The organism is Xanthobacter tagetidis (assembly GCF_003667445.1).
GTDB classification, from domain to species: domain Bacteria; phylum Pseudomonadota; class Alphaproteobacteria; order Rhizobiales; family Xanthobacteraceae; genus Xanthobacter; species Xanthobacter tagetidis.
The window spans coordinates 106,469-118,364 of record NZ_RCTF01000016.1; the positions used below are offsets into that span (position 1 = coordinate 106,469).

Annotated in this window: 12 protein-coding genes and 1 pseudogene; 10 read left to right on the forward strand and 3 right to left on the reverse strand. The window is 72.7% G+C overall.

Features of this window, described 5'->3' with window-relative positions; genetic code table 11:
- The first annotated feature begins 111 nt into the window (after positions 1–111).
- The 7 genes from D9R14_RS17540 to D9R14_RS17565 are packed head-to-tail and all read left to right on the forward strand — an operon-like array spanning position 112 to position 5,599.
- Positions 112–630, forward strand: a complete 519-nt coding sequence (locus D9R14_RS17540) for a Na+/H+ antiporter subunit E (RefSeq protein ID WP_121624647.1) — start codon at positions 112–114, stop codon at positions 628–630.
- A complete protein-coding gene (locus D9R14_RS17545; RefSeq protein WP_121624648.1) occupies positions 623–913 on the forward strand; it encodes an MrpF/PhaF family protein in 291 nt (96 codons plus the stop codon). The genes D9R14_RS17540 and D9R14_RS17545 overlap by 8 nt, the downstream gene beginning before the upstream one ends.
- Positions 910–1,227, forward strand: a complete 318-nt coding sequence (locus tag D9R14_RS23290; protein ID WP_184759691.1) for a cation:proton antiporter — start codon at positions 910–912, stop codon at positions 1,225–1,227. The genes D9R14_RS17545 and D9R14_RS23290 overlap by 4 nt, the downstream gene beginning before the upstream one ends.
- A complete protein-coding gene (locus tag D9R14_RS17550) occupies positions 1,224–2,141 on the forward strand; it encodes a hydrogenase subunit MbhD domain-containing protein (protein WP_184759693.1) in 918 nt (305 codons plus the stop codon). The genes D9R14_RS23290 and D9R14_RS17550 overlap by 4 nt, the downstream gene beginning before the upstream one ends.
- A gap of 22 nt (positions 2,142–2,163) precedes the next feature.
- Entirely contained in the window at positions 2,164–2,466 is a 303-nt protein-coding gene (locus D9R14_RS17555; protein WP_121624649.1) for an NADH-quinone oxidoreductase subunit K, read from the forward strand.
- On the forward strand, positions 2,463–3,947 hold the full coding sequence (locus tag D9R14_RS17560; protein WP_121624650.1) for a complex I subunit 5 family protein: 1,485 nt from the start codon (positions 2,463–2,465) through the stop codon (positions 3,945–3,947). Before D9R14_RS17555 ends, D9R14_RS17560 begins: the two co-directional genes overlap by 4 nt.
- A complete protein-coding gene (locus D9R14_RS17565; RefSeq protein ID WP_121624651.1) occupies positions 3,944–5,599 on the forward strand; it encodes a complex I subunit 5 family protein in 1,656 nt (551 codons plus the stop codon). Before D9R14_RS17560 ends, D9R14_RS17565 begins: the two co-directional genes overlap by 4 nt.
- A gap of 3 nt (positions 5,600–5,602) precedes the next feature.
- Here the strand turns inward: D9R14_RS17565 and D9R14_RS17570 are convergent, their stop codons facing one another.
- On the reverse strand, positions 5,603–6,244 hold the full coding sequence (locus D9R14_RS17570) for a VOC family protein (protein WP_121624652.1): 642 nt from the start codon (positions 6,242–6,244) through the stop codon (positions 5,603–5,605).
- A gap of 124 nt (positions 6,245–6,368) precedes the next feature.
- A complete protein-coding gene (locus tag D9R14_RS17575) occupies positions 6,369–6,773 on the reverse strand; it encodes a rhodanese-like domain-containing protein (RefSeq protein WP_184759695.1) in 405 nt (134 codons plus the stop codon).
- A 204-nt stretch (positions 6,774–6,977) separates the two neighbouring features.
- Here D9R14_RS17575 and D9R14_RS17580 point away from each other — a divergent pair, with 204 nt between their 5' ends.
- From D9R14_RS17580 to D9R14_RS17590, 3 genes are read left to right on the forward strand one after another with little or no spacing between them, the layout of a single operon-like run.
- Positions 6,978–9,104 carry a hydantoinase/oxoprolinase family protein gene (locus D9R14_RS17580; RefSeq protein WP_121624653.1) on the forward strand — a complete coding sequence of 709 codons (2,127 nt, stop codon included), beginning with the start codon at positions 6,978–6,980 and terminating at the stop codon, positions 9,102–9,104.
- A gap of 3 nt (positions 9,105–9,107) precedes the next feature.
- Positions 9,108–10,754: a hydantoinase B/oxoprolinase family protein gene (locus D9R14_RS17585; RefSeq protein ID WP_121624654.1), complete on the forward strand. Its 1,647-nt coding sequence runs from the start codon at positions 9,108–9,110 to the stop codon at positions 10,752–10,754.
- A 33-nt stretch (positions 10,755–10,787) separates the two neighbouring features.
- On the forward strand, positions 10,788–11,543 hold the full coding sequence (locus D9R14_RS17590; protein ID WP_121624655.1) for an SDR family NAD(P)-dependent oxidoreductase: 756 nt from the start codon (positions 10,788–10,790) through the stop codon (positions 11,541–11,543).
- A gap of 154 nt (positions 11,544–11,697) precedes the next feature.
- On the opposite strand, the pseudogene D9R14_RS23175 reads toward D9R14_RS17590, so the two are convergent.
- Positions 11,698–11,896 (reverse strand): annotated as a pseudogene (locus tag D9R14_RS23175) (IS110 family transposase); the annotation flags it as partial.

An 11,896-nucleotide genomic window follows, 5' to 3' on the forward strand; every position in this document is an offset into this window, starting at 1 on the left:
ACCGTTCGGCTGAAGCTTTCGCCGGCCCCGTCCGGCGGCTAAGATGAGGCGCGTCGCGGCCGAACGCGCGCCGACGCCTCACGCGGGCAAGGAGCTGCGGACAAGGAAGCAATGGGGCAACTCTTCACGGCGCACGGTTCGGCGCGATGGCTCGCTTTCTTCGCCGGCTGGGTCATGCTCGGCCGCGTCGGCCCGTCCGACCTTGCCGCCGGCATCCTTATCGCCGCCCTTGCCGCGCTCCTCAGCCTGCGGCTGCTGCCGCCTGCCCCCGGGCGCTGGCGCCCCGCCGGCGTGATCGCCTACGGCGCGCGGTTTTCCGCCGGCGCGCTGATCGCCGGCTGGGACGTGGCGCGCCGGGTCACAGCCACGCCGCCGCGGATCGCGCCCGGCATCCTCACGGTTCCCTGCGCGGTGCCGGAGGGCGTGCCGCGCGATGCCTTCCGGGCGCTCGCCAGCCTCCAGCCGGGCACGCTGCCGCTGGTCGCGCCCGGCGCCGGTCTCACGCTCCACTGCCTCGACGTGACCGCCCCGGTGGCGCAGGCGGTGGAAGCCGACGCCGCCGCCTTTCTCGCCATGCGCGCGCCCGCCTTCGACACCCCCTTGGCGACCGACGGGCGCCACCATGGCTGACCTCCTGTTCGCCGCCGGCGCGCTGGTGCTTCTCATCTGCGGCGCCGGTCTCGCGGCGCTTTGGCGCGGCGAAGGCGATATCGACCGCATGCTGGCCTTCCAGCTCCTGGGATCGGGCGCCATCGCCGTGCTGCTGCTCATCGCCCCCGCCATGAGCGAGCCCGCGCTGCTCGATGCGGCGCTGCTGACGGCGCTGCTCGCGGCGCTGGCCGCCTGCGCCTATCGCGCGGCCCTGGGCGGCCGGACGCCGCCCGCCCCCGACGCGCCGGAGCGGCAGCCATGAGCCTTCTGCTCGATGCCGTGACGCTCCTCCTCGTCTCCGCCGGCGTCCTGTTCTTCGCCGCCGGAACCCTCGGCCTCCTGCGCCTGCCGGACCCGCTGACGCGCATTCATGCCCTCACCAAGGCCGACAATGTGGGCCTCGCCTTGATCGTGCTCGGCCTTCTCCCGCAGGCGGGAAGCGTGATGGCGGGCGTGAAGATGATCGCCGTCTGGGCGCTCGCCCAGATCGCCTCCGGCGCAGTCTCGCAGGTGCTGGCCGAGGCGGCGACGCTTGAGGCGCAGATCGAGGCAACGGCGCGGGAGAAACGGCCGTGAGCCTCGTCTTCGACGCCCTCGCCGGCCTGCTGGTCGCCGGCGCCGCGCTGGCGGCCGTCACCGCAGCGGCGCCGCGCGCGGCGGTGATCGCCTTCATGGGCTATGGCGTGCTCCTGGGCCTCGCCTGGGCGCGGCTCGCGGCGCCGGACGTGGCGCTCACCGAGATCGCCATCGGCAGCGGCATCTCCGGCATCGTGCTGCTGCGCGCGGCGGCGGGCCTGCCCGCTGTCCCGCCCGCAGCGAACCGGGCGCTCGCCGCCGCAATCTCCGTCGCCGTCGCCTTGGGCCTCGCCGCGCTCGTGCTCGCCTTGCCGGAGCCGGCGCCCTCGCGCGCCGCCGATGCCGCCGCCGCGCTGCCGGCCACCGGGCTCGGCAATCCCGTCACCGGCGTGCTGCTGGCGTTCCGCGCGCTCGACACGCTTTTGGAGAAGATCGTGCTCCTGCTGGCGCTGGTGGGCGTGTGGGCGCTGGCGCGCGATCCGCTGTGGCGCGGGCGGCCGGAGCCGCTGTTCGCAGGCGCCGCCCCTGCCCCCTCCGCCTTCCTCGCCCGCGTGCTGGTGCCCATCGGCGTCCTGGTGGGCGCCTATCTCCTGTGGGCCGGCGCCGATGCGCCGGGCGGCGCTTTCCAGAGCGGGGCGACGCTCGCCGCCATGGGCCTCCTGGCGCTCATGGCCGGTCTCGCGCCGCTGCCGCGGGCGGACGACCGCCGGCTGCGCCTGGTGCTGCTCGCCGGGCCGTTCGGCCTACTGGCGGCCGGCTTCCTCGGCTGGGCGACGGCGGGCGCCTTCCTCGCCTTCCCGCCCGGCTTCGAGAAGCCGGTCATCAAGATCGTGGAAATCGCCATCACCGCCTCCATCGCGCTGACGCTGATCCTGGTGGTGCTCGGCCCGCCCGCGGGCGAGGAGCGCCCCTGATGGCGCGGCGCGGAGCCCCCTCATGAGCGACGCCATGCTCTACGCCCTCGCCGGAGCCATGCTGGCCGGCTGCGGCACCTATGGCCTCCTGACCGCCGGCGGGGCGCTCGGCCGCATTCTCGGCTTCAACATCCTCGGCGGCGGCGTGTTCCTGATCTTCGGCGCGGTGGCGCGGCGCGGCGCCGGCGCCGGGCTCGCGGCCGACCCGGTGCCGCAGGCGCTGGTCATCACCGGCATCGTCGTCGCCTTCTGCGCCACCGCTCTCGCGGTCGCCCTGCTGCTGCGCCTCAAGGCGGCGGACGGCGCGGGGGAGGAGGAGCCGTGAGCGCCCTCCTCGTGCTCGCCTTGACGGTGCCGCTCCTCGGCCTCGTGCCTTTGCTGCTCGCGGGGCCGCGCGTGGGCGAGCGCGCGGCCCTCGCCGTGCTCGCCATCGGCGCCGGCCTTTGCGTCGCCGTAGGCGTCGCGGTGGCCCTGAGCGGCCGGGCGCTCCAGTATTTCGTCGCCGGCCTCGCGCCGCCGCTCGGCATCGGCCTGCGGGCGGACGGCTTCTCGGCGGCCATGATGGGCATGAGCGCGCTGGTGCTGGCGCTGACCGCCTTCTACGCCATGCGCGCGCCGGGCGCCGGCGCGCCCCGCATGCCGCCCGCCTTCTTCATGCTGCTGCTGGCGCTCGCCAGCGCGCTGAACCTCGCCTTCCTGGCGCAGGACCTGTTCACGCTCTACGTGGCGCTGGAGCTGCTCACCTTCGCCGCCGTGCCGCTCGTGTGCCTCGACGGCAAGCCGGGCCAGCTCCGAGCGGCGATGACCTACCTGATGTTCGCCCTGTTCGGCTCGGTGCTCTATCTGCTCGGCGTGGTGCTGGTCTACGGCCAGTTCGGCACGCTCGATTTCGCCCGCCTCTCGGCCGCGCTGGCGCTGGCGCCGCCGGGCTGGAGCTTCGGCGCCGCGCTCGCGCTCATGAGCGCGGGGCTGATGGCGAAGGCGGCGCTGTTCCCGCTGCATCTGTGGCTGCCGCCGGCCCATGCCGGCGCGCCGCCCGCGGCGAGCGCGGTGCTCTCGGCGGTGGTCATCAAGGCGCCGCTGTTCCTGCTGGTGCGCCTGTGGGCCGACCTCGCGCCCGTGCCCATGGCGCAGGCGGCCGCGCCGGTTCTGGCCATCTGCGGGGCGGGCGCGATCCTGGTGTGCGGCGTGGTGGCGCTGGCGCAGGTGCGGCTGAAGCTGCTGATCGCCTATTCCACCGCCGCGCAGATCGGCTATCTCGGCCTCATGTTCCCGCTCGCGGCGGGCGCGGACGCCTATTGGAGCGCGCTCGCCTGGACCGGGGGCACGCTGCACCTCGTCTCGCACGCTTTCTCGAAGGCCGCCATGTTCATGGCCGCCGGGCTCATTGCCGAAGTGTTCGGGCATGACCGGCTCGCCGGTCTGAAGGGGGCCGCGCGGGTCGCGCCGCTCTCCATCGCCGCCTTCGGCATCGGCGGGCTCTCGCTGCTCGGGCTGCCGCCCTCCGGCGGCTTCACGGCCAAGGTGATGCTGCTGACTTCCGCGCTCCAGCAGGGCGCCTGGTGGATCGGCGTGGTGGTGCTGGCGGGCGGACTGCTGGCGGGCGGCTATGTGCTGCGGCTCCTCGTGCTGGCGCTCCAGCGGCCGGAGGACGGGACGCTTCCGGCGGCGCGGGAGTGCGGCTGGCGCGCGGGCATCGCGCTCGCTTTGGCCTTCGGCGCGGTGGCGCTGGGCTTCCTGCCGCTGGCGCCGCTCGGCTTCCTCTCCATCGGCCGGCCCATCGCCTGGGAGGGGCTCGCGCCATGAGCGGGTTCCTGACCACGCCGCCTTTGCCCATCTCCGTCGCGCCGGAGGCGCTGCTGCTGCTCGCCATCGCCGCGCCGCTCGCCTTGGCGCTCGCAATGCTGGCGCCGGGGCTGCGCCGCCTGGTGCCGCGGCTGCTGATCCTCGCTCCGCTGCCCGCGCTGGTGGCGGCGGTGGCGGTGCCGCGCGGCATGTCGGTGCTGGTCGCGCCCTATCCCTTCCGTTTCACCCTGGCGCTCGACGGCTCCGGCGCGCTGCTGCTGGGCGGAGCGGCGCTCTTGTGGATGGCGGCCGGCGCCTATGCCTGCGCCTACATGCGCAAGGACCCGGCGCGCGGCGCCTTCGCCACGTGGTGGGCGCTCACCATGGCGGGATCGTTCGCGGTATTCCTGGTGGCGGACGTGGCGAGCTTCTACCTCGCTTATGCCCTTGTCAGCTTCTCCGCCTTCGGCCTCGTGACCCACGACGACACGCCGGAGGCGCGGCGCGCCGGCAACCTCTATCTGGCGCTGACGGTGCTGGGCGAGGCGTTCCTGATCGCCGCCTTCGTCATGCTGGCGTCGGGCACAAGTGAGGCGAATCCGCTGATCCGCGACGCGGTTGCGGCGCTGCCCACTTCGCCCTTCCGGAGCGCAATCGTGCTCCTGCTGCTCGCCGGCTTCACCCTGAAGATGGGCCTGTTCCCGCTGCATGTGTGGATGCCGCTCGCCCACGCGGTGGCGCCGGTGCCGGGCTCGGCGGCGCTGTCCGGCGTGGTGGTGAAGGCGGGCGTGATCGGCCTCCTGCGCTTCCTGCCGGACGGTGTCGCGCTGCCGGGCTGGGGCGAGGCGCTGACCGCCGTGGGCATCTTCACCGCCTTCTACGGCGTCGCACTCGGCGTGACGCAGACCCACCCCAAGCGCGCGCTCGCTTATTCCACCGTGAGCCAGATGGGCGTGGTGGGCGCGGTGATCGGCGCGGCTCTGGCCTCCGGCCTGCCCGGCGCCTTCCCCATCGCCGCCTTCTATGCGGTGAACCACATGCTGCTGAAGGGCGCCATGTTCCTGGTCGCCGGCCTCGCCATGGCTTCGGCGCCGGCGCGGGCGCGGCAGGCGGCGCTGATCGCCGGCGTGCTCGGCCTCTCCCTCGCCGGGCTGCCCTTCACCGGCGGCGCGCTGGCGAAATACGCCATCAAGATCGTGGTGCCGGACGGCATCGCCGGGTTTCTTCTGACCCTGTCGGCCGTCGGCTCGGCGCTGCTGATGGCGCGCTATGCGGTGCTGGTGACGGCCAGCGGCAAGGAAAGGCAGACGCCGCCCGGCGGCATCCTCCTGCCCGCGCTGGCGCTTGCGGCGCTGGCGCTCGCCGTGCCGTTCGCGCTGTTCGCGCCGGTCACGGGGCTGCCGCTCGCCGCCGCCTTCTCGGGCGATGCGCTCGCCAAGGGGGTGTGGCCGGTGGCGCTCGGCCTCGCGCTCGCCGGGCTCCTCGCCTGGCGGCGCTGGCCGCTGCCGGAGGTGCCGGCGGGCGACATCCTGCACGCCATGGGCCCGCTTGCCGCGCTCTGGCGGCACACGCTGGATCTCGCGGTGGCGGCGGACGCCCGATTGCGCCGCTGGCCGGTGGCGGCGACGGCGCTGATCGCGCTCGCCGCGCTCTTGGCCGTCGTCGCCCGGTGAGCCTCAGGCGAGGACGCGGCGGGTGCCGTCGGGCCGGCGCAGGATGAAGGCAAGGCCGGGGGCGGCTGCTTCCTCCACCGCCGCGAGCGGCGCGATGCCTACGGCGGCCAGGAAATCCGCCACCGCCGCGGGGTCGGGATGGCGCACGATCACCGCCTCAAGCACCAGGCCGGAGGGCTGCATGCCGGCTGAGGGATGGGGCGGCCCGTCCCATTCGATGAAGCCCGGCACGATGCCGCCGAGCGCGCCGACGCCGTCGTCCGGCACCGTGAGGCGCCAGGAGCGGGTGCCGCGCGACATGGCCTTCACCGGGCCGAGGTCCACCGGGCTCCGCGCCACCACGCCGTCGAGGTCGTCGGTGCGGATCACCCAGCCGACCGGCGCCGGCCCCTGCGCGAGGCGGGCGCGGCGCGCGGGCAGATCGAGCCCGAACCAGCGCGGCCGGCCGGGCGTGGGCGCCTCGGGGTCGATGGCGATCAACTCCAGGAACTCGCCGTCCGTGGTGCGCATCACCCGGTTGTGGGTGCTCATGTCGGCGTGCTTGCCGCCGAGCGGCATGTCGATGCCGACGAGGCGGCGCATGTCTTCGGCGCCGCTCGCCAGATCGGCGGCGCCGATGGTGACGTGATCGATCTCGTTCAGCATCTCAAGGTCCGTGGTGGAGGGAATCCGCCGGCTCTTTAGAGCACGCGCCGGCCAGCTTGCAATGGAAGCTGGCCGGACAACGCGTTCTCTACCAATAAATTAGCGAGCGCGCGGTGGGGCAGGCTCAGCGCGGCGGATCGGTCGCGACCGCGCCGCCGGCCTCCTTCCAGGCCTTGAAGCCGCCCTTGATGTGGGCCACGTCTTCCACCCCCATGCGCTGGAGCAGGTGCACGGTGAGCGCCGAGCGCCAGTCGAGTGCGCAGTGGAACAGCAGCTTCCTGCCCTGCCCGAACTCCTTCTTGAAATAGGGGCTTTCGGGATCGATCCAGAACTCCACCATGCCGCGCGGGCAGTGGAAGGCGCCGGGGATGAAGCCCTCGCGCTGGCGCTCGCGCACGTCGCGGATGTCCACCACCAGCCAGTCCGGATCGGCCGAGAGCGCGATGGCCTCCGCCGGCTCGACCTCGGTGATGGCGGCGCGCGCCTCCTCCAGCATCTCCTTCACGCCCATCTTCAGCTTGCCGGTCATCCTGCGGGCCTCCTCGCCGCGCGGCGGCGTGCGCGCGTTCCAATATGTGAAACAATAGCGCGTCATTTTGGCACGCCGCCGGGGCACTCTCAAGCGCCGAAACCGGTGACGCCGCCGCGATATTCCGCCATTGTGCCATCCGGGCCGCGCGCAAGCGCGTCCCGTCAAAGTTGGTGTCGCGCAAGTTGGTGACGAGGGGTTGAGATGACCAAGTCGGCAGTCGGTCGGATCGGCGTGGACATCGGCGGCACCTTCACCGACACCGCACTGGAACTCTCCGGCAGGCTCTATTCCAGCAAGGTGCTCACCACCTATGCCGCGCCCGAGCAGGCGATCCTCGACGGCATCCGCCTGGTGCTCGCCGCCGCCGGCGTCGGCCCGGAGGCGGTGGGCGGCGTGATCCATGGCACCACGCTCGTCACCAACGCGCTGATCGCGCGGCGCGGCGCGCGCACCGCCTTCGTCACCACCGAGGGCTTCCGCGACGTGATCGAGATGCGCCGCGAGAACCGCTTCGAGCAGTACGACCTCGATCTGGTATTGCCCGCCCCGCTCATCCCCCGCGCCGACCGCTTTACGCTTGCCGAGCGCATGGGCGCCCACGGCGAGGTGCTGAAGGCGCTCGACGAGGCCGAGGTGGAGGCGCTCGCCGCCCGCCTCAAGGCCGGCGGCTATGAGAGCATCGCGGTGGGCTTCCTGCATTCCTACGCCAACGGCGCCCATGAACAGCGCGCGGGCGAGATCCTGCGCGCGGCGCTGCCCGGCGTCGCAGTCTCGCTGTCGAGCGCGGTGTCGCCGCGCATGCGCGAGTTCGACCGCTTCAACACGGTATGCGCCAACGCCTATGTGCAACCAATGGTGGAGGGCTATCTCAAGCGCCTCGCCGGCCGCCTCGCCGGCATCGGCCTTTCCTGCCCGGTCTTCATGATGCATTCGGGCGGCGGCCTGATCTCGGTGGAGGATGCCGCCCTGTTCCCCGTGCGGCTTCTGGAATCCGGACCGGCGGGCGGCGCCATCTTCGCGGCGCGCTACGGCAAGGCGCATGGGCTCGACCGGGTGCTCTCCTTCGACATGGGGGGCACCACGGCCAAGATCTGCCTGATCGAGGACCAGCGCCCCAAGGCCGCCGACACGTTCGAGGTGGCGCGCACCTACCGCTTCAAGAAGGGCAGCGGCATGCCCATCTCCATCCCGGTGATCGAGATGGTGGAGATCGGCGCCGGCGGCGGCTCCATCGCCCATGTGGACGTGATGCGCCAGATCCGCGTCGGCCCGGAGAGCGCGGGCTCCGAGCCCGGCCCCGCCGCCTATCAGCGTGGTGGCACCAGGCCCACCGTCACCGACGCCAACCTGCTGCTCGGCCGGCTCGATCCGGACGCCTTCGCCGGCGGATCCATCGCCTTGTCGGTACCAAATGCGCAGGAGGCCATGCGCGAGCACGTCGCCGCCCCGCTTGCCTTGCCGGAGGATCAGGCCGCTGTTGGCATCTGCGAGGTGGTGGACGAGAACATGGCCAATGCCGCCCGCGCCCATGCGGTGGAGAACGGGCGCGACCTTTCCGGCTACACCATGATCGCCTTCGGCGGCGGCGCGCCCATCCATGCCTGCCGGGTGGGCGAGAAACTGGGCGTCGGCACCATCCTGGTGCCGCCCGGCGCCGGCGTCGGCTCGGCCATCGGCTTCCTCGCGACGCCGTTCGGCTACGAGACCGTGCGCTCCAGCCACCTGCGCCTGGAAAAGGCGAAGGCGGCCGCGCTCCAGGCGGTGGTGGACGAGATGAAGCGCGAGGCGGTGGCGTTCGTCGCCCGCGGCGCCGGGGACGCGGCGCCGGAATTCTCGCTGCGCGCCTTCATGCGCTATGTGGGCCAGGGCTGGGAAATTCCCGTGGACCTGCCCGACGCGCCGTTCGCGGCCGATTGCGCGGCGCGCCTGCGCGCACGCTTCGAGGAGGAATACGAGCGCCTGTTCGGCCGCGTCATCGCCGGCCAGTCGGTGGAGATCGTCTCTTGGTCGGTGCGCGCGGCGACCCCCGAGCCGGAGGTGCCGCGCGCCGCGCCGCCCCCCGCCACCTCGCCCGCGCCGGTCGCGGGAACACGCCGCATCTTCGATGCCCGCGCGCGCGGCTTCGTGGAGGCGCAGGTGGTGGAGCGCGCGGCCATGGCGCCCGGCGCCGTCGCCGAAGGCCCGGCGGTGATCGTCGAGGCGGAGACCTCCACCATCGTCACCTCGGCCTTCCAGGCGGTGATGCAGACCGACGGCACGCTGCGGCTCGACCGCCGCGCCAAGGCCGCCGGAACGCCCTTCGGCACAACGAGCAGGGAGGCGGTCTGAGCCATGCACCCGCTAAGCGAAGTCGACTTCCAGATCCTGTGGAACCGCCTGATCGCGGTGGTGGAGGAGCAGGCGCAGACCCTGGTGCGCACCGCCTTCTCCACCAGCGTGCGCGAGGCCGGCGATCTCTCCGCCGGCATCTTCGAGGCCGGCGGGCGCATGCTCGCCCAGGCCGTCACCGGCACGCCGGGCCATGTGAACGCCATGGCCGAGGCGGTGGCGCACTTCATCGCCGACATCGGGCCTCAGAACATCTTCGAGGGCGACGTCTACATCACCAACGACCCGTGGAAGGGCACCGGCCACCTGCACGACATCACGGTGGTGACGCCCTCGTTCCGCGCCGGGCGCCTCGTGGGATTCTTCGCCTGCACCGCCCATGTGGTGGACATCGGCGGGCGCGGCTTCGGGCCGGACGGGCGCGAGGTGTTCGAGGAGGGGCTGCGCATCCCCATCATGAAGCTCGCCGAACGCGGCACGGTGGACGAGGGGCTGATCCGCATCGTGCGCGCCAATGTGCGCACGCCGCAGCAGACGGTGGGCGACATCTTCTCGCTCGCCGCGTGCAACGAGGTGGGCCACCGCCGCCTCATGGAAACCATGGACGAATTCCGCCTCGACGACCTCGACGCCCTCGCCGGCTTCATCTTCGCCCGCAGCCGCGAGGCCACCCGCGCCTGCCTGAAGGGCCTGCCGCGCGGCCGGTTCGAGAACGAGATGCAGATCGACGGCTACGACGCGCCGGTGATGCTGAAGGTGGCGCTGGACATGGGCGACGGGACGATCCGCGCCGACTTCTCCGGCACCTCGCCCCAGAGCCCGTTCGGCGTGAACGTGCCCCTGGTCTACACCCGCGCCTATGCCTGCTACGGGCTGAAATGCGCGCTCGCCCCCATGGTGCCGAACAACGCCGCCTCGCTGGAGGCGTTCGAGGTTTCGGCGCCGCCGGGCTCGATCCTCAACGCGCTCGACCCGGCGCCGGTGGCGATCCGGCACGTGATCGGCCACATGGTGCCGGACCTGGTGCTGGGCGCGCTCCACAAATGCCTGCCGGAGCGTATCCCGGCGGAGGGCGCGGGCGCGCTGTGGAACATCCATATCAGCGCCCGGCGCCTGCCCGGCGCCAATGCGGCGGGGCCCGACGGCGCCGAGATCCTCATGTTTAACAGCGGTGGCACCGGCGCGCGCGCGACGCTGGACGGCATGAGCGCCACGGCCTTCCCGAGCGGGGTGCACACCATGTCGGTGGAGGCGACCGAGCAGGTCGGCCCCATCGTCGTCTGGCGCAAGGAGCTGCGGCCCGATTCCGGCGGCGATGGGCGCCGGCGCGGCGGCCTCGGCCAGACCATCGAGATCGGCGCGGCGGACGGCTACGACTTCCACTTCAACGCCATGTTCGACCGGGTGGACAACCCCGCCCGCGGCCGCGACGGCGGCGCCGACGGCGCGCCGGGCCGGGTGACGCTGGACGACGGCACGAAGCTGAAGGGCAAGGGCCGCCAGCACGTGCCCGCCGGCCGGCGCCTGAGGCTCGATCTGCCCGGCGGCGGCGGCTTCGGCCCGCCCTCCGAACGCGACGGCGCGGCGCGCGCCCACGACATCGCCGCCGGCTACGTTTCCCCCTCTCCGGCCGGGCGCGACGAGCGCTGAGGCCCCTCCCCTTTTCCACACCGGAGCCGAACCATGACGCTTGAAGGACAGTCCGCCATCGTCACCGGCGGCGCGCAGGGCATCGGGCTTGCCTGCGTCGCCGCGCTGATCGCCGACGGCGCGCGCGTGACCATCGCCGACGTCAAGCTGGAAGAGGCGGGGAAGGCGGCGGCGACGTTCGGCGACAAGGCCGCGGCGGTCGCCTGCGACGTCTCCCGGCCGGAGGACGTGAAGGCGGCGGTAGATGCCGCCGAGGCTGCCTTCGGCACGGTGACGGTGCTGGTGAACAATGCCGGCATCACGCTTTCGGGCGACATCCTCTCGCTGGAGCTGGATGCGTTCCGCAAGGTGCTGGACGTGAACCTCGTCGGCACCTTCCTCATGAGCCAGGAGGTGGCGCGGCGCATGGTGGCGGCGAAGGCGAAGGGATCGATCGTCAACCTCTCGTCGATCAACTCCATCATGGCGATCCCGGCCATCACCGCCTATTGCGCCTCCAAGGGCGGCGTGGCGCAGGTGACGCGCGCCAGCGCGCTGGCGCTGGCGCCGCACGGCATCCGCGTGAACGCGGTGGCGCCGGGCTCCATCATGACCGACATGATGCGCGGGGTGGCCTCCGACGAGGCGGCCATGAAGCGCGTTCTGTCCCGCACCCCGCTCGGGCGCGTGGGCGAGCCGAGCGAGATCGCCGACGCGGTCGCCTTCCTCGCCGGCGACAAGGCGAGCTACATCACCGGCGAGACCATCTTCATCGACGGCGGCCGCGCGGCGCTGAACTATACGGTGTGAGGGGCGGGGCTGAGCAAGCCCTCTCCCGCCGCCCCTACCAGCCGCCCTCGCCGCCCTCCCGCCGTCGCCCTCCGACTTGATCGGAGGGCCCACGACCCTGCCGCCGGGGCTTCAACCGGCGGCGGAATGGGTGCTCCGGTCAAGCAACTGTGTTTCAGGCGTTGAATGGCGCGTCGTCTCGGACCATGGCGTTGAGGATGACGATCATCTTCCGCATGACGGCGGTGATTGCGAGCTTGGGTGGCTTTCCGGCGGCGACGAGGCGGGCATAGGTGGTTTGGAAGGGGCTCTTTCGGGCGCGGATGGCGGCGAGGACGCCCATGTAGAGGACGTTGCGCACCTGCCGTCGCCCG

What these genes read in the sequence shown, in the direction of transcription:
- D9R14_RS17540 (WP_121624647.1), top strand. Translation starts at nt 112, where the DNA reads ATGGGGCAACTCTTCACGGCGCACGGTTCGGCGCGATGGCTCGCTTTC.
- D9R14_RS17545 (WP_121624648.1), top strand. Translation starts at nt 623, where the DNA reads ATGGCTGACCTCCTGTTCGCCGCCGGCGCGCTGGTGCTTCTCATCTGC.
- D9R14_RS23290 (WP_184759691.1), top strand. Translation starts at nt 910, where the DNA reads ATGAGCCTTCTGCTCGATGCCGTGACGCTCCTCCTCGTCTCCGCCGGC.
- D9R14_RS17555 (WP_121624649.1), top strand. Translation starts at nt 2,164, where the DNA reads ATGAGCGACGCCATGCTCTACGCCCTCGCCGGAGCCATGCTGGCCGGC.
- D9R14_RS17565 (WP_121624651.1), top strand. Translation starts at nt 3,944, where the DNA reads ATGAGCGGGTTCCTGACCACGCCGCCTTTGCCCATCTCCGTCGCGCCG.
- D9R14_RS17570 (WP_121624652.1), bottom strand. Translation starts at nt 6,244, where the DNA reads ATGCTGAACGAGATCGATCACGTCACCATCGGCGCCGCCGATCTGGCG.
- D9R14_RS17575 (WP_184759695.1), bottom strand. Translation starts at nt 6,773, where the DNA reads ATGACCGGCAAGCTGAAGATGGGCGTGAAGGAGATGCTGGAGGAGGCG.
- D9R14_RS17580 (WP_121624653.1), top strand. Translation starts at nt 6,978, where the DNA reads ATGACCAAGTCGGCAGTCGGTCGGATCGGCGTGGACATCGGCGGCACC.
- D9R14_RS17585 (WP_121624654.1), top strand. Translation starts at nt 9,108, where the DNA reads ATGCACCCGCTAAGCGAAGTCGACTTCCAGATCCTGTGGAACCGCCTG.
- D9R14_RS17590 (WP_121624655.1), top strand. Translation starts at nt 10,788, where the DNA reads ATGACGCTTGAAGGACAGTCCGCCATCGTCACCGGCGGCGCGCAGGGC.